Below are 17,029 nucleotides of genomic sequence, written 5' to 3'. Positions count from 1 at the left end.
ATAGCAAAAATAATGTAGCAAGGGGAGAAAGAATCCCTCCGCTAAATCTTTATTCCCCCTGTTTTACTTTCTGCCAACATGTGCTATAATCGTAAAAGCATGAATATTGCTTATCATTATCTATAAGCAGCAGGCAAATAAGAAAAAGAACTAGAACAGAATAAATCATTTAAGGAGTATAAAATTATGAAAATCATTGTATTAGCAGGAGGCTTAAGCACAGAACGCGACGTATCACTTTCTTCTGCTGCCGGAATCTGTCGTACATTAGTTGAAAAAGGACATGATGCATTTCTTCTGGATGTATTCATGGGATTAGAGAATGCGCCGGAGAATCTGGAGGATGTCTTTACTCTTCCGGATCACGGACTTGAGATTGTGAAGAATATCAGCACGGAGGAACCGGATCTTGAAGCTGTTAAGGCTTCCCGTCCGGATCAGTCAGATTGCTTCTTCGGCCCGAATGTAATCGAACTTTGCCGTCTGGCTGACATTACTTTCCTCGGTCTTCACGGTGGTGAAGGTGAGAATGGAAAGCTGCAGGCATCTTTCGATCTGCTTGGTATTAAATATACAGGACCTGACTCTCTTGGATGTGCGGTTGCAATGCACAAAGGTGTTGCAAAGCAGATCTTCCTTGAGTCTGGCGTAGACACTCCGGGAGGTGGAACGATTTATAAGAACTCTGAAGATCAGTCTTACCAGTCACTTGGTCTGACACTTCCTGTTGTTGTTAAACCTTGCTCAGGTGGTTCCAGTATCGGAGTTTATATTGTAAATACAGATGAAGAATATGCAGAGGCTCTGAAGAAGTCCTTCCGCTACGAAGATGAACTTGTTGTTGAGCCATACATTAAGGGGCGTGAGTTTGCATGCGGTATCATTGACGGAACAGCACTTCCTCCGATCGAGATCATCCCGAAGACAGGATTCTTTGATTATGCGAATAAATATCAGGACGGAGCTACTTCTGAAGTATGCCCGGCTGATATTCCGGAAGAAGTTGCAGAACGCATGAAGGAACTCACTGTAAAAGCGTTCAATGCACTGAAACTTAATGTTTACAGCCGTGCAGACTTCCTGCTTGATGCAGATGGTAATCTGTTCTGCCTGGAGATGAATACCCTTCCTGGAATGACTTCCGCAAGTCTTCTCCCGAAGGAAGCTAAGGTTTATGGAATCGAATACGGCGATCTTTGCGAACTGATCATTAAGAAGTCCATGGAGGCAAGATATTAATGAAACATATGACATTATCTGAAATCGCAGATGCCTGCTGCGGAATTTATTGCGGTGATCCTGCATTCTTAGACTGTGAGGTCTCAAGTGTTGCGATCGACAGCCGTAAAGTAGTAAAAGATACTCTTTTCGTTGCGATCAAAGGTGCCCGTGTTGACGGACACAGTTTTATCCCGCAGGTCATGGAAGCAGGTGCACTCTGTTCCCTCTCTGAGCAGGATCTTGGTGACGTTGATTATCCTTATATCCGCGTTTCATCCTGCACAGAAGCATTGAAAGACTTAGCTGAACACTATCGCCGTTCCCTCGATATCAAAGTTGTAGGTATCACCGGAAGTGTTGGAAAAACAAGCACAAAAGAAATGATTGCATCTGTACTTTCCGAGAAATATAATGTACTGAAAACAGAAGGAAACTTCAACAATGAGATTGGACTTCCTCTGACCGTATTCAATATCCGTGAGGAACATGAGGTTGCAGTTCTTGAGATGGGAATCAGCCATTTTGGAGATATGAAACCACTGGCTAAGATTGCCCGCCCGGATGTGTGCGTGATCACTAATATCGGATATGCACATCTTGAGAATCTTGGAACAAGAGACGGAATCCTAAAGGAAAAGAGTTCCATGACAGACTACATGAATCCGAAAGGTTCTGTTATCTTCAACGGGGATGATGATAAGCTGAAAAGCTACACTTCCCGTGATGGAAGAACTCCTGTTTACTTCGGTCTTACCTCTTCCTGCCCGTTCCATGTAGAAAATATTGAACGTAAAGGATTAAAAGGAACATACGCTGAGTTTGTTACTCCAACATCCCGTTTCCATGCACATATCTCAATCCCGGGAGATCATATGATCTATAACGCTTTAGCCGGAGTTGCTGTCGGATATGCGCTTGGCATGAATAATGATGAGATTGCACGCGGAATTGAAAAGCTCATTCCGATTGCCGGACGTAACAACCTGATTGAAGCAAAGCATTACACGATCATTGATGACTGCTACAATGCCAATCCGGCATCTATGAAGTCCTCTCTTGACGTACTTGCATATGCAGACACAAGAAAGGTCGCTATCCTTGGCGATATGGGCGAACTTGGTGCCGATGAGCTTGCGATGCACCGCGAAGTCGGAGCATATGCAGCATTTAAAAACACTGATGTTTTGGTCTGCATCGGAGCACTTTCTAAAGATATGGCAGAAGCTGCAAAGGAAACTGTTCTTGCAACAGAGAAGAACATGAAAGTTTTCCATTTTGACACAAAAGAAGACTTTTACCAGAACATGGGACAGATTCTCAATGAAAATGATACGATTCTGGTCAAAGCTTCCCACTTTATGGAATTCCCTGAGATTGTGAAGAAACTGTCAGAAGAAGCATAAGCTGAAACCACACTGAAAATATAAGTCAGTCTTAAAAAAGAGTTGAAACTTCTGTCCGGACCATTCTACTGCCCCGGACAAGCAAGGTTCAACTCTTTTTTTCTCACGCTTGTTCTATCTTCTATTCCGTTTTCTTACTCTATCCCGAGTGCTTTTCCTACCATCTGGAATTCTCCTTCATAAATGCAGTTCGGCAGGGTACCATCCACAATACCCTTCCTGCATTCTTCGAAATCCATCCAGATTACTTCTTCCACTTCAGATTCCTGTAATTTCAAATTTTTAATGTCCACCGGTTCTCTATAAAGATATACGGTACTGCGCTCATTGTCACGAAATGGTTTTCCATGAAATTCTGCTTCAAACTGACCTCTGTGTGTTCCGATAAACTGAAGCTGATCTTCTCTCGCATGAATTCCAAGTTCCTCTTCCATCTCACGCAATGCACTTTCCATCAGTTCATCCCCGGCACTGACATGCCCTGCAGAAGAAATATCATACGCTCCCGGGTTCGAATCTTTACATTCACTTCGTTTCTGAAGGAGTACATCATAACCACTCTCCTGATTCGGACGTACAATCCAGATGTGTACCGTTGCATGCAATGTGCCATCTCTATGTGCAACACCGCGTTCTTTCACCTGACCTGTTTTATTTCCATCTTCATCAATCACATCAAAAAGTTCCATCGGCTTTCCGTTGAGTGCCACATACTCTAACACATCTGACTTATTGTACACAAGTTTTAAAGAGAAAAATTCCTCTTCTTCGTCCATCAGACGGAAGAAAATCTTGTCCCCTTCCCATAAATTCAGATCCTTTATCTTTTCTTTCTCCACCCATTCAAGAACGCCCTCATCGCATTCGATTGGATCACCGGTAAATCCATCTGCCGTATACAGTGACATATACTCCACCACATCTTCACCGTATACAAACGTCACGATTCCTCTGTATTTCCAGGAAGTCAACGTATAACCAGTCTCCTCTTTCACTTCACGCAAAAGGCATTCCTCCGGACTCTCTGCATATTCAAAATGTCCGCCGACGCCGATCCATTTATCTTTATTCACATCATTTTTCTTCACTACTCTGTGAAGCATCAGATATTTTCCGTCTTTTTCAATATAACATAATGTGCTTTGTCTGTTCATCGTACTTCTCTTTTCTTTCCACTTTCTTTATGTCTGATGCAGGTACACAATTGCTTCACCTGCAGATTTTATCCGCTTGAACCCAACAACTATGAGAAACACGCTCTGCGAGTTTCTCAAGTTATCGCGGCAGTCGCCAAGGTCTCGTGCAAGCACGGACTTTGGCTCGTTGCTCGCGTAAATTATAGTATGTTACTGTTCACACGGTGTGCGACCAGTAACTACAGTATAACATATTTCTTTATGAGCTGAACCTTAACTTGTAAACTGTACGCAACTAAATTATAATGATGTTATCTATGGAAACGATGCATTGCTGATTCACGCATGTGAACTGCAGCAACAATTCAATGGGGGATACTATTTATGTGGTCAAGAAAAGAGCTCAAGAAAAAGGCGCGTATTTTAATAAAATCAAACTATTGGCGAAGTGTATCTGTCTGCTTTCTGATTGCAATGCTCACGGCTTCGTATCCGATTTCCCGCTCTTTATTTTTGAACTATTTTCCTGATAAGATTCAGACGAACGCAGCGCTTATTTTACCTGCTTTTATTTCTGCTGAAAGCCTCAGCAGTGCATTTTTGGATATTATTCCTGATAATTTCGTAGTTGCATCCTTCTTACATACGATTCAGAATTCCCTGAAACGTCCTGACTTAATTGTCACTTCGTTTCTCACACTTGGAGTCATTTTTTCACTTTTATATAAGTTTTTTATCAGCAATCTTTTAATTGTCGGTGAGAAACGTTTTTTTGTTGAATCTTATAACTATGAAGATACGAATATTTCTAAAATATTCTTTTTATATAAGTTACGTTACCTGGCAAATCCTTCCTGGGTGATGTTCTGCTACACGCTTTTTCAGAAACTTTGGGATTTAACAATAATCGGTGGAATTATTAAGCATTATGAATATAGCATGATTCCATATATCCTCGCAGAGAATCCGAAGATCAGTCAGAAGAATGCATTCTTTCTCTCTAAACAGCTTACAAAGGGAAATAAATGGAAGCTCTTTTTGTTAGATCTTTCTTTCCTCGGCTGGGAGCTTTTCTCTCTCTTTACCCTTGGAATTTTGGACATTATTTATGTCCGCCCGTACAAAATGAACTGTAAAGCATCCTTATATTTGTTTTTACGAAGAAACTATGTGCTTTCAAGAGCTCCTAAATATGAGCAGCTCAATGATTCTTATCTTGAGCATGTTCCTTCTGAAGATGAACTTCTGATTAGTAAAGCACTTTATGACGATTCTGAAGGTCCTTACACAAAGATCTCTTATTTTGCACCGCATCAGTATCCAGTATTTCTTTTTTCTGTGCAACCACCTATTGCCGCAGTAAAATCACCGGTCAATCCGGCGCAGAATTATGACTTTCTGTCCTGTGTATTTCTATTCCATGCCTTTTCTATTTTCGGATGGCTTTTGGAAATCATTTCCGAACTGCTCAGTTGCGGCATACTGGAAAATGTAACCCTTCGTACGCTTCCATGGCTCCCGTTGTACGGAATCTGTGGTCTGCTTATACTGTTGCTGTTAAAGAAATATATCAAAAAGCCGGCTACTATGTTTATTATCAACTTTATTGTGTATACAGTTCTTGATTATCTCATCCAGCTGTTTCTTGATTTTGGCTTTGGAATTGAGCTTCCGAAATATCATTCTTATCTTGCTTTCATGAATGGAGAAGCGTATCTTGGTGATGGGGCAGTATTTGCACTTCTTGGCTGTGCATTTTTCTATTACTTTGCTCCGCGCTGGAACAGTCTCTTCATGAAATTAAAGAAATGGATGAGAATTTCAATTTGTATTCTTTTGACAGCAATTTTTGTATTTGACCTTCTATCAGGCATAATCCAATATTGATTTTACTGCTAAATAATAGTAAAATCTTAATTATCAGTAAGGTTGGTTTTACTGTTGTGATTTTTTCTAATACAGTATGAACCTGTTCCCCCTGACAAACTATTACAGCTTAGAAGAAAGGGAAATATTATGAAAAAAAGAGTCGTTGTTGCACTGGGACACCGTGCACTTGGAACTACACTTCCAGAACAGAAAGTAGCCGTTAAAAGCACTGCCAAATGTATCGCTGATCTGATTGAAGCAGGCTATCAGGTTGCTATCACACACAGTAATGCTCCGCAGGTTGGTATGATCCACACTGCATTGAATGAATTTGCAAAGAACCATCCGGAATATACAGCATCCCCAATGTCTGTATGTACTGCCATGAGCCAGGGATATATCGGATATGACCTTCAGAACGGAATCCGTGAAGAACTTCTCAACCGCGGTATCTACCGTACAGTCAGCACAGTCCTCACTCAGGTGATCGTAGATCCTTACGATGATGCTTTCTACACACCAACAAAGGTTCTCGGCCGTTATATGAACGCTGAGGAAGCGAATGAAGAACGTAAGAAAGGCAACTTCGTAGTGGAAGAACCTGGTAAAGGTTTCCGCCGTGCTGTCTCTGCTCCGAATCCGGTCAAGATTGTTGAACTTGATGCAGTGAAAGCTCTTCTTGATGCAGATCAGATTGTTATCGCAGCAGGTGGCGGCGGTATTCCGGTACTTGAGCAGGATAATCATTTACGTGGCGCAAGTGCTGTTATCGAGAAAGACCTCGCAGCCGGAAAGCTTGCAGAAGGAATTAATGCTGATCTTCTTATTATTCTTACAAATGTTGAGAAAGTATGTATCAACCTTGGTAAACCGAATGAGGAACCTCTGGATACAATTACCGTTGATCAGGCAAAAACTTACATGGAAGAGGGACATTTTGGAATTTACAACATGCTTCCAAAATTCCGTGCAGCAGTTGAATTCGTAGAAGAACACGAAGGACGCAAAGCTTACATTACTTCCTTTGATAAAGTCTCTGATGCTCTGAATGGTAAGACCGGAACAGTAATCGAATAGATTGACAGATTGAACTTATTAGAAACATAACCTGGAACAGGCCGTGATTTCACAAAATTAAAATGTGAAATCACGGCCTATTTTTTACTTTCCATCACAGATTTCTTTCACCCTGTTTTTTTGTGGAATAAGATACTTTTAATTTCAAAATATCTCTTGATTTTTTAGAAATGTGTGCTATAGTATATACATATTCGAGATGTAGTATTAAAAACTACGTGTTATTATATAGATGAATTGGAGGTATATATTATGGAAAAAAGACTTTATATCAAAGAACCCGGAAGCGCAATTACACATTTTATTGGAATGATCATGGCAATTATTGCTGCAATACCACTTCTATACAGAGCAGCTCGTGAACCGAGCAAACTTTATATTGTATCGCTTACAATTTACGCAGCCAGCCTTATCTTGCTTTATGCGGCAAGTACCACTTATCACACATTTGATATTTCCGAGAAAGTGAATACGGTTTTAAAGAAGATCGATCACATGATGATCTCCGTTCTGATCGCCGGAAGCTACACACCTGTCTGCCTGCTGGTAATCGGCGGACGCAAAGGTATCACACTGCTATGTATTGTATGGGCATTCGCGATTGTCGGCATCCTTATCAAAGCCTTCTGGGTATTCTGTCCGAAATGGGTATCTTCCGTTTTATACATTGGTATGGGATGGACTTGCGTGCTTGCATTTTCTACAATCCTTGATAATCTGTCAGCTGCTGCTTTCGGATGGCTTTTAGCCGGTGGTATCATCTATACAGTTGGCGGTGTCATCTACGCACTGAAGCTCCCGATTTTCAACAGCAAGCATAAGAATTTCGGAAGCCATGAAATCTTTCATCTGTTCGTAATGGGTGGAAGCATCTGTCACTTTATAGTAATGTATACATTCCTTCTACCGTAAATATAATTTATTGAAACGAAAAGAAGAAGGCTATCAACTACGCTTTATACTGTTATCGTAGTTAATAGCCTTCCTTTTTCATTTCGTTACTATTTACATTTCATGCGACCTGCAACGTATCTCACTATCTCGCATCATACCTTATCCTACATTGAAAACTGGCTCTCATACAGATGATGATAGAAACCTTCCTTCTTCATCAGTACTTCATGATTTCCCTGTTCAATGATTTTTCCATCTTTCATTACGAGAATCACATCAGCCTCACGGATGGTTGACAGACGGTGTGCAACAATGAAAGTTGTTCTTCCTTCCATCAGTTTTGCAAATGCCTGCTGAATCTTGATCTCCGTTCTTGTATCGATGGATGATGTTGCTTCATCCAGAATCAACATCGGTGGTCTGCATAACATAACTCTTGCAATACAAAGCAGCTGCTTCTGTCCCTGTGAAAGCCCGCCACCATCTTCTGTGATCCATGTATCATATCCTTTTGGCAGACGACGGATATAATTATGGATATGAGAAGCTTTCGCTGCCTCGACAATCTCTTCTTCCGTTGCATCCGGTCTTCCCATAGCAATATTTTCACGGATTGTACCCGTTTTTAACCAGGTCTCCTGAAGCACCATTCCGTACCCTGCACGCAGACTTTTTCTTGTCATTTCGCGAATATCTATATCTTCTACTTTAATACTTCCTGCATTCACATCATAGAAACGCATCAGCAGATTGATCAAGGTTGTCTTTCCACATCCGGTCGGTCCGACAATCGCAATACGCTGTCCTGGCTTTACTTCCAGATTAAAATCTTCAATCAGATGCTGACCTGGCAGATAAGAGAATGAAACATTCTCTACTTTCACATTTCCATCAATATCCATCAGATGAACTGCATGTTCCGGTTCCGGTATCTGCGGATCTTCATCAATCAATGTAAATACTCTCTGCGCACATGCAATCGCATTCTGAAATTCTGTCACGACTCCGGAAATCTCATTAAATGGCTTTGTGTACTGATTTGCATAGCTCAAGAAACTGGACAATTGTCCTACGCTCATTGCACCGCGTACAACTGCAAATGCTCCGGTAATTCCAACTCCTGTGTAAACCAGACTGTTGACAAATCTTGTCGCCGGGTTCGTGATGGATGAGAAAAATGTTGCCCGCAAGGATGCCTCCTGCAATCTTTTATTCACTTCGTCGAAACGCTCTGTTGCATCTTCTCCGCGCCCAAATGCCTGAACCACTTTCTGGTTTCCGATCATTTCATCAATCAAGCCTGTCTGCTCTCCACGTATTTCAGATTGCAGGCGGAACATACGAAATGTTCTCTTTGCAATAAAATTTGCTACAAAGAATGATACCGGTGTGATAAGAACCACAACAAATGTAATCGATACATTTACGGATAACATAAAACAAAATGTTCCGACAATCGTTGCAATACCGGTAAAAAGCTGTGTAAATCCCATCAGTAGTCCATCTGAAAACTGGTCAACATCCGCAATTACACGGCTTACGACTTCACCATACGGATGTCCATCAATATATTTCAACGGTAGCTGCTCTATTTTATCAAATGCTTCATTTCTGATATCCTGAACCATCTGATAGGTCATCTTGTTATTACACACATTCATCAGCCACTGTGCCAATGCCGTGATCAGTGTGCACACACCAATCTGAATCATCACCTGAATTACTCCAGGAAAATTCACTTTGCCTTTTCCGATCACATAATCAACTGCATGTCCTGTCAGCTTTGGAATATATAATGTAAGCGCAACGGACACAGTCGCAAGCAGAATTGAAAATACGAGAAAAATTCTGTATCTTCCAAGTCGGCAGATTACTTCTTTCAATGTTGCCGCCTGACTTTTCTGTTTTTTCTCACTATTTGTCTTTCTTTTATCAGCCATTGATTACCGCCTCCTTTGGAAATTGTGAATAATAGATTTCCTGATAGATTGGACAATCCTTCAACAGTTCTTCATGTGTTCCGATTCCTGCCATTGCTCCATCATCCAACACAATGATCTGGTCTGCATGCTGAATAGATGCTGCTCTCTGAGATACGATAAATACGGTCGGCTGGTTTTTCATCTCTTTGATCGACTTGCGAAGTGCCGCATCTGTAGCAAAATCCAACGCTGATGCACTGTCATCAAGAATCAGGATCTCCGGTTTCCGAACCAGTGCGCGCGCAATCGTCATTCTCTGTCTCTGACCTCCGGAAAGGTTTCTTCCCCCCTGTTCAATCTGAAATTCTAATCCACCTTGTTTCGTATCAACAAATTCTCTTGCCTGAGAAATGTCCAATGCTTCATACATTTCCTGCTCTGTTGCATCTTCCTTTCCCCAGCGGAGATTGTCCGCAATACTCCCTTTGAAAAGCACTGCTTTCTGAAGAACGACACCGATATGTTCTCTTAGGTTCTCTGTCTGATATTCTTTGATATCACGTCCATTGATCTTCACTGTACCGTCTGTTGCATCATAAAATCTCGGAATCAGATTCACAAGAGACGATTTTCCTGAACCTGTTCCCCCGATGATTCCTATCGTCTGTCCTTTCTTGGCACAGAAATTTATATCAGATAAGGATGTATCTGAAGTTCCTTTATAGGTCAGAGATACGTGAGAGAATTCTACGACCGGAATTTTATTTTTCAAATCCCAATCTGTTTCGGAAGAATTGCTCTGCCATCTTACATCTCCCTCATTCATATCTGGTTTCACAGCAAGCACACTCTCCACACGGTTCAGACATGCTGCTGCCTTCGTCACGGAAATGATCAAGTTCGCTAACTTCACAAGTTCAACAAGAATCTGTGACATATAATTAATAAGTGCCACAACCTGTCCCTGGGTCAGATCTCCGATATCAACACGGACTGCACCGACATAGATCAATGCTATGATTGCTCCGTTTACAATAATATATGTCAGCGGATTCATCATTCCGGAAATGCGTCCCACATATTTCTGCGCATCTGTAAGAATTTGATTCGCATTTTCAAACCGCTTCGTCTCATCCTCTTCTTTATTGAATGCACGGATAACTCTTGCTCCTGTCAGATTTTCCCTCGTTGCAAGAAGTACCTGATCAAGATCTGCCTGCACTTTCTTATACATCGGCATCGTCACAAGCATGATTCCAAACACAATAAGTGAAAGAAGCGGAATCGTCACAACAAATACAAGTGCTGCTTTCACATCTACTGTAAATGCCATGATCATTGCACCAAATACAATGAACGGCGAACGCAGGAACAATCGTAAAACAAGATTCACACCTGACTGGATCTGATTGATATCACTTGTCATTCGTGTGATCAATGTAGATGTTCCTAATTGGTCCATTTCCGTAAATGTAAATTTCTGGATATGTTCAAATAATCCATGTCTTATTCCCGTTCCGACTCCTGTTGCTGCCTTCGCTGCAAAATACTGTGCTGTAATGGAACAGACAAGTCCGATGATTCCCAGCGCGATCAGTACAAAACACATTTTCACAATATATGGCTTGTCCTTATTAGCAATTCCCACATCAATGATCGCAGCCATTACCAACGGAACAAACAGCTCAAAAGATGCTTCCAGCATTTTGAACAGCGGAGCAAGTATTGATTCTTTCTTATATCCTTTCAGATATGCAAGCAATGTCTTCATAATACCCTCTCTTTCCTTCCTGTTGTTCTAATTGATTTGTTTTAATCTTACTCGATTATTATTTTTTAACTGTTTTTCCAATTGTTATTTTTTTAACTCTTGATAATAATCTATCTCTTATATTATCATAGAATAAAGCATACGAAAAATCTTATTTTTATATAGAAAGCATATATTTTTCATATACTTTTTTTATTCTCACGAATCAATATATATTATTTCGTGCATTGCACCCTATATTCCTACATGATATCAAATATATAATTGGAGGTTTCACATGGATTTAAAACAATTGGAATATTTTGTCACAGTAATAAATGAAGGAACTATTTCCTCAGCCGCGCGAAAATTAAATCTCTCCCAGCCGCCATTAAGTGCACAAATGAAATCTCTTGAACAGGAAATCGGTTCTCAACTCTTTTTCCGCGGACCTCGTCAGATTGAATTAACAGAAGCCGGGCGTATTCTTTATGAGCGTTCCAAGGATATTTTAGATCTTTCTTCGCGTACTTTACAGGAACTTTCTGACTATCGTGAAGGAAAATCCGGCGTACTTCGAATTGGTATTGTTTCCTCTGCTCATGATCTGATGGCACAGCGCGCTTTTCGTCCATTTCATGAGCAATTTCCTGAAATTCGTTTTGAATTATATGAAAATGACACTTATCGTGTCATCGAACAACTACAATCCAAAGTTCTGGATCTTGCAATTGTACGTACCCCTTTCCAATCAGATAATTTAACCTGTTACACTTTGGTTAAAGAGCACTTGCTTGCTGTCGGAAATAAAAAATATTTTTCTTCCGATACTTCTTATAATACAAAACATACGCTTTCCACGGATAGAAAAATAGCTACCGCTGAACCCGACCCAAATGTAACAATCTCTCTTAAAGAGTTAGCAGAACATCCCCTGATTGTCTACCATCGCTGGCTTCCTGTTTTAGACCAACATTTTGAAACACTTAAACTGCAGCCAAACTATTTATGTATCAACCATGATTCCCGTACAGGAACTGCATGGGCGAAAGCCGGAATGGGAATTGCAATTCTCCCTGCGTCAGCTGCTGAATCACTCACATCCAAAAATATCATTAAAAAAGTGATCACCGATCCGGTCATCACCTCTGATATCTGTATTCTCCATCATCCTGACGGTTATCTTTCAAAAATCGGAACATCTTTTCTTATTCATATGATGAATTATTTTGGAATTTCTCACTGATTGCTACGCACAAAAAGAGTCTGGCAAATACCAGACTCTCTTAAATCATTCTTATTATAGACTATCTATCCAATCCGATTCTTTCTACCTGTCTTCCGATACGCATTGCTTTTGCATATGCCATGAGACGTTCTTCATTCTTCTTATCGTACTTTCTGTAGTTCTCAATAACAAGTTCAAAGATATCTTTATCAATGTCTTCACGAAAACGGATGCAGTCGCACACGCTTCTGTCAATTCCATATACATTGTAAGAACCGTACTTTGTATCAAACACATGCTTCTCATCCTCAAAAGCCTGCTCTGAGAAGTAATGTCTGCTGACTTCAAAATTCATCTTCATCTTGTGACGGTCACTTCTTCTTGTTGCAATTGAAAGAATCTCCGGCTCTTTATCGATCAGGCCCATGTAATAGCATGCACTGTCTGCGCAGATTACCGCTTTTCTATTTACTCGTGCCACTTCCACTGCCTTATAATCTTCCGGTTTGGAAAACTCCGGACTGATGATCCAATAATGTCCATGTGCTACCTTTTCAAGCTTTCCTTCTGCTGTCAACAGACCGATCTGACGATTTGTAAGTCCTTCCTTCATCAAATCTTCCGTGTCAATGTATCCTTTGTATTTGTCTGCAATGTATTTCACTTTATCATAGATAATCTGACGCATAATTCTTTTCCTCGCTTAACTCGTGTATTACTAGAAACTGTAAGAAATGTTTACGGTCTGCTGTGATCAGCAACACCTGTGATTCTTTTAAGTCTCTCGTATTGTATCATCTATCAAAGCGGTTGACAATAGGTAAGACGCTGATTTTTCAGTCCGATACCTCTATCTCTTTTATTAAAAATTCATTCCCACGAAGCAGATAGGTATTTTCACTTCCACAGTACGGACAGATTTTCCCGTGTTCTACCGTTGGATATTCTTTCTGGCATTCCTCACAAAATGTTATTGCTTCTATCTGCTCGATTTTCAGTTCGGCTTCTTCCATAAGCGGTTCTTTCTTCTTCGCCCAATTCCAGCAATCCGTCAGATAATCATGTAAGATTCCTGACACTTCCCCAATCTCCAGTGTCACGGAAGAAACCTTCTCCACATGATTTTTTTCCGCAACCTTCTTTACATCTTTTACAACATAAAAGACAACACCTAATTCGTGCATTTTCCTTCCTCTCAATTTATATTTTTTCAACTATATCCTGAAGCAATTCAATCAACTCTTTTGCGTTCACAGGTTTAAAGATACACTCATTCATACCTGCCAACTCACACTGATGTATACTTTCGGTAGACGCTTGTGCTGTCATTGCCAAAATCGGAATCTCAGCTGCATCTGCCCTTTTGTCTGCCATGGATCGGATCTTTCGTGACGCCTCTTTTCCATCCATCTCCGGCATCATGATATCCATAAGAACAGCATCATATTCTCTCAGACCCGACTGTTTAAATAGTTCCACAGCTTCCTGTCCATTCCATGCCTTTATCACCTGTGCACCAGCTTCTTCCAGATAAAACTCTGCAATCTCCATATTGATCTCATTATCTTCAGCAAGAAGAATATGATATCCTCTGAGTGGTTTATCTTCTTTCAGATCCTTTTTTGTTCCCTGTACACATTCTCCATTCTGACTTTCCTTTTCCGGCTGAACTACTGGAAAACTCAAATAAAAACGAAACTCCGTTCCAACGCCGGGCGTACTGCTCACCTGGATTGTTCCGCCCATCTTTTCAACCAGTCCTTTTACAATTGACATTCCAAGCCCCGTTCCTCTGTACTGCGTTCTTGCATCATTTATTTCCTGTGTAAAAGGCTTAAACAATTCTTCTTTTATATATTCTCTGCTTATCCCGACACCTGTATCCGTAATACGGAATTCGAATGCCGCACACATTCCATCAAAAGAAAGTTCTTTTACATAAGTGTCTATCCTTCCTCCACGCTTATTATATTTGATTGCATTACTGAACAGATTCAGCATAATTCTTCTGATCTGCAGTGTATCTCCGCTCAGCATCGTATGATTCACCTTTTCCCGATGGCTCTCATAACTGATTTCCATTGCCTCTACCTGTGCACTGACCACAACTTCTACCTGATCTATCAACGTATTCAGATCAAACGTATCATTCTGCAACTCTAAATATCCTGACTCTATTTTACTCATATCAAGTACATCATTGACCAGTTCACTCAGATGTTGGACAGACAGATCAATTTTATCAACACACTCTTCTATCTTTTCCCGATCCTTATAGTTCTTACGGATCATCTGGATCATTCCGAGAATGCCATTGATCGGTGTACGGATATCATGACTCATCCGATTCATGAATTCTGTCTTCGCACGGCTCTCGAGATCCGCTTTTTCGTATGCAACCTGCAGACGTTCTCTTTCTCTGTCTTCCTGCTCATGGAACTCTGAAATATCCTTGAACAAAATAATTGCACCGATCACCGTACTTGTCTGCTTTGTCTTACTTTCATAAACCATCTCCTGTGACATCAGGACTGTCTCCTGCCACCAGCATCTGCTTCCATTACTTTGCTCTACCTGATATTCCACAGTCACCTGCTTTTCGCCTGCTTTAAAACGTTCGATCAGCTGTGCCGGATTTTCTGTGATACGATAATTTTCTCTCGTCTCTTTTGTCACGAACCGTTGATAGGTCTTACAATACGTATCATAAGGACATGGAAGTTTTATGTCTGGAATCTGCCTGTTTTCCCTGTTTTGCCAAAATATCTTTTCTAATAAATTCTGTGTCAGATTAACACTTTGGATTATTTCTGCTGTATCCATCAATGCTTCTATATAGTTTCCGTTTTCCAAAATGGACTGCGTCAGCTGTTCATAGAACTGTGTCAGTTGCTTTTTCTCATTTACGATCAATCTGTCCCTGTCCTGATAAACATCAAACCCAACAAGAAAATGATGCAAATTTCCATTTTCAGCAAAGTCAGGCAGTAAAAGTGTGATCCGGCCACGCAAAACTCTGTCACCATCTTTGTGACAATAAAAATATTCCTCTACCTGATGTTCCTCTGTCAGTGTTTCCCGGATTTCCGACAGCTGAAGTTTCTCCCAAAGTTCCCTGCGTTTCTCTTCCTCCGCCAGCTCCTGTATAATCTGCTCTACTGCACCAGAATAACTACCATCATCTGCAAGGAAAAATTCTGAGCTTGCACGAAGAACAACATACTGATCCACAATCGCATCACAGTACAGACAATCTGTAAAATGAAATCCTTTTTCTTTTACAGATTGTAACAACCGACTCCTAAGTCTCCGCTTGTCAGCTGCTTCTTTCATCTTCGCCCGATTCTTGTCTACATACATGTTCTTATCCGCATATCGGAACAGGGCTTTCATATTACTTCCCGGAAAATCTGTAGACAATGCATATCCCACTGCATAGCTAAGTGGCATATCCGGATGATTCTTTGAATAACGCTCCGTCTGTTCCCGTATCATCTGCAGACAGTCTTTCACCTGCTCATGATCCACCTGCTTTAACACTGCAATAAACTCGTCTCCACCGTCTCTTCCGACAAAATATTTCTCCGGAAGTGCTGCCCGCAGTTGTTCTGCAAATGATCTGATATATTGATCGCCTCTTTCATGTCCCTGCCGGTCATTAATGATTCTCAGATTATTTAAATCAAACACCATTACCGCTGTTGATTCCCTGTCCGTAAGCGGCTCTTCAGATGCCAGAATCTCCTCGCACTTATTCTTATTCGGAAGTCCTGTTGCCTCATCCAGATAAACCTTCTGACGAAGCACACGGTTTTGTGCTGCGTACCGCAATGCCTTGAAAAGCTCATATCCCAACAGACACACAATTCCAATAATATCCACGACAACGATTTTCTCCAGACGGTTTAAGGAAGATGCCAGCTTCTGCGAATAACTTTCCGCAAGCCCTGTTGTCTCATCACAGATTGTAAAAAATGTTTCACTTTTATTTATAATCTGTGTATTCTCATATCCTTCTTCACGAGCCTTATAGATCTCTTCCTTTAGTTGTCCAAAAAATTGTTCCAGCACTTCCATCTTATCCTGAAATGCTTTATCATCCAGACGGACAAGGTTCAGTTCATCGCTGCCATAACGTAACCCATCAATATACGCATCCACTTCCCTGATCATTTCATCCTGTGGTTTCTGTGCATTTTCCAGTTTGATGATCTGCTGCGTCTTTCCACGCACAAGTCCGGCATAATTCACTACACGAGCCGTCCCTTGCATATCGCTGACCAATATCATAATTCCAAAGAATAATGCAATCAGAATACAGGTAAGAAGCATCATGAAAATACGCAGAATCCGTGTGATTTTCTTTTCTTTTTCTTTCATATCTTTATAACCTTACTTTTACTTTATGTGACATGCTCCTACCACTTAAATCACTGATTTTGAAGTGGGGGCTTCTTGCTCAATGGCTGCTCTACTGAGCCAAGTATCTACAAGCTATCCTCGCGTGCCCCGCGATTCTTTTGCCCGGA

General features: G+C 40.9%; 12 protein-coding genes. 6 read left to right on the top strand and 6 right to left on the bottom strand.

The window, feature by feature from the left end:
- Positions 1 to 186: 186 nt before the first annotated feature.
- On the top strand, positions 187 to 1,239 hold the full coding sequence (locus ACZ47Z_RS03055) for a D-alanine--D-alanine ligase family protein (RefSeq protein WP_117827511.1): 1,053 nt from the start codon (positions 187 to 189) through the stop codon (positions 1,237 to 1,239).
- Entirely contained in the window at positions 1,239 to 2,624 is a 1,386-nt protein-coding gene (locus ACZ47Z_RS03050; RefSeq protein ID WP_117890781.1) for a UDP-N-acetylmuramoyl-tripeptide--D-alanyl-D-alanine ligase, read from the top strand. Before ACZ47Z_RS03055 ends, ACZ47Z_RS03050 begins: the two co-directional genes overlap by 1 nt.
- Before the next feature lie 134 nt (positions 2,625 to 2,758).
- Here ACZ47Z_RS03050 and ACZ47Z_RS03045 read toward each other — a convergent pair whose 3' ends face one another.
- Positions 2,759 to 3,778: an NUDIX domain-containing protein gene (locus ACZ47Z_RS03045; protein ID WP_015528013.1), complete on the bottom strand. Its 1,020-nt coding sequence runs from the start codon at positions 3,776 to 3,778 to the stop codon at positions 2,759 to 2,761.
- Between the two features lie 366 nt (positions 3,779 to 4,144).
- On the opposite strand from ACZ47Z_RS03045, the gene ACZ47Z_RS03040 reads away from it, so the two are divergent.
- The 3 genes from ACZ47Z_RS03040 to trhA all read left to right on the top strand — a co-directional run bounded on the left by ACZ47Z_RS03040 (position 4,145) and on the right by trhA (position 7,618).
- Positions 4,145 to 5,647, top strand: a complete 1,503-nt coding sequence (locus ACZ47Z_RS03040; protein WP_054753233.1) for a DUF975 family protein — start codon at positions 4,145 to 4,147, stop codon at positions 5,645 to 5,647.
- A gap of 129 nt (positions 5,648 to 5,776) precedes the next feature.
- On the top strand, positions 5,777 to 6,706 hold the full coding sequence (gene arcC / locus ACZ47Z_RS03035) for a carbamate kinase (protein WP_054753231.1): 930 nt from the start codon (positions 5,777 to 5,779) through the stop codon (positions 6,704 to 6,706).
- Positions 6,707 to 6,958: 252 nt separating this feature from the next.
- Positions 6,959 to 7,618, top strand: a complete 660-nt coding sequence (trhA, locus tag ACZ47Z_RS03030; RefSeq protein ID WP_015528016.1) for a PAQR family membrane homeostasis protein TrhA — start codon at positions 6,959 to 6,961, stop codon at positions 7,616 to 7,618.
- Between the two features lie 146 nt (positions 7,619 to 7,764).
- Here the strand turns inward: trhA and ACZ47Z_RS03025 are convergent, their stop codons facing one another.
- Positions 7,765 to 9,540, bottom strand: a complete 1,776-nt coding sequence (locus tag ACZ47Z_RS03025) for an ABC transporter ATP-binding protein (protein ID WP_054753229.1) — start codon at positions 9,538 to 9,540, stop codon at positions 7,765 to 7,767.
- Complete coding sequence (locus ACZ47Z_RS03020; protein WP_464525865.1) at positions 9,533 to 11,293, bottom strand: ABC transporter ATP-binding protein; 1,761 nt, start codon at positions 11,291 to 11,293, stop codon at positions 9,533 to 9,535. The genes ACZ47Z_RS03025 and ACZ47Z_RS03020 overlap by 8 nt, the downstream gene beginning before the upstream one ends.
- Positions 11,294 to 11,570: 277 nt before the next feature.
- Between ACZ47Z_RS03020 and ACZ47Z_RS03015 the strand changes: the two genes are divergently transcribed.
- Positions 11,571 to 12,518, top strand: a complete 948-nt coding sequence (locus ACZ47Z_RS03015; protein WP_117890786.1) for a LysR family transcriptional regulator — start codon at positions 11,571 to 11,573, stop codon at positions 12,516 to 12,518.
- Positions 12,519 to 12,579: 61 nt separating this feature from the next.
- Here the strand turns inward: ACZ47Z_RS03015 and ACZ47Z_RS03010 are convergent, their stop codons facing one another.
- The 3 genes from ACZ47Z_RS03010 to ACZ47Z_RS03000 all read right to left on the bottom strand — a co-directional run bounded on the left by ACZ47Z_RS03010 (position 12,580) and on the right by ACZ47Z_RS03000 (position 16,880).
- Positions 12,580 to 13,188 carry a type IV toxin-antitoxin system AbiEi family antitoxin domain-containing protein gene (locus ACZ47Z_RS03010; protein ID WP_015528021.1) on the bottom strand — a complete coding sequence of 203 codons (609 nt, stop codon included), beginning with the start codon at positions 13,186 to 13,188 and terminating at the stop codon, positions 12,580 to 12,582.
- Positions 13,189 to 13,336: 148 nt separating this feature from the next.
- Positions 13,337 to 13,684, bottom strand: a complete 348-nt coding sequence (locus ACZ47Z_RS03005) for a hydrogenase maturation nickel metallochaperone HypA (protein ID WP_054753218.1) — start codon at positions 13,682 to 13,684, stop codon at positions 13,337 to 13,339.
- Between the two features lie 16 nt (positions 13,685 to 13,700).
- Entirely contained in the window at positions 13,701 to 16,880 is a 3,180-nt protein-coding gene (locus ACZ47Z_RS03000; RefSeq protein ID WP_464525864.1) for a diguanylate cyclase domain-containing protein, read from the bottom strand.
- Between the last annotated feature and the right edge of the window lie 149 nt (positions 16,881 to 17,029).

Source organism: Mediterraneibacter faecis (assembly GCF_055383675.1).
The sequence above is the reverse complement of the archived record's forward strand: the minus strand, read 5'-3'. Positions and strand labels throughout refer to the sequence as shown.

Coding starts and splice junctions, on each gene's coding strand:
- ACZ47Z_RS03055 (WP_117827511.1), top strand. CDS start 187: ATGAAAATCATTGTATTAGCAGGAGGCTTAAGCACAGAACGCGACGTA.
- ACZ47Z_RS03050 (WP_117890781.1), top strand. CDS start 1,239: ATGAAACATATGACATTATCTGAAATCGCAGATGCCTGCTGCGGAATT.
- ACZ47Z_RS03045 (WP_015528013.1), bottom strand. CDS start 3,778: ATGAACAGACAAAGCACATTATGTTATATTGAAAAAGACGGAAAATAT.
- ACZ47Z_RS03040 (WP_054753233.1), top strand. CDS start 4,145: ATGTGGTCAAGAAAAGAGCTCAAGAAAAAGGCGCGTATTTTAATAAAA.
- arcC (WP_054753231.1), top strand. CDS start 5,777: ATGAAAAAAAGAGTCGTTGTTGCACTGGGACACCGTGCACTTGGAACT.
- trhA (WP_015528016.1), top strand. CDS start 6,959: ATGGAAAAAAGACTTTATATCAAAGAACCCGGAAGCGCAATTACACAT.
- ACZ47Z_RS03025 (WP_054753229.1), bottom strand. CDS start 9,540: ATGGCTGATAAAAGAAAGACAAATAGTGAGAAAAAACAGAAAAGTCAG.
- ACZ47Z_RS03020 (WP_464525865.1), bottom strand. CDS start 11,293: ATGAAGACATTGCTTGCATATCTGAAAGGATATAAGAAAGAATCAATA.
- ACZ47Z_RS03015 (WP_117890786.1), top strand. CDS start 11,571: ATGGATTTAAAACAATTGGAATATTTTGTCACAGTAATAAATGAAGGA.
- ACZ47Z_RS03010 (WP_015528021.1), bottom strand. CDS start 13,188: ATGCGTCAGATTATCTATGATAAAGTGAAATACATTGCAGACAAATAC.
- ACZ47Z_RS03005 (WP_054753218.1), bottom strand. CDS start 13,684: ATGCACGAATTAGGTGTTGTCTTTTATGTTGTAAAAGATGTAAAGAAG.
- ACZ47Z_RS03000 (WP_464525864.1), bottom strand. CDS start 16,880: ATGAAAGAAAAAGAAAAGAAAATCACACGGATTCTGCGTATTTTCATG.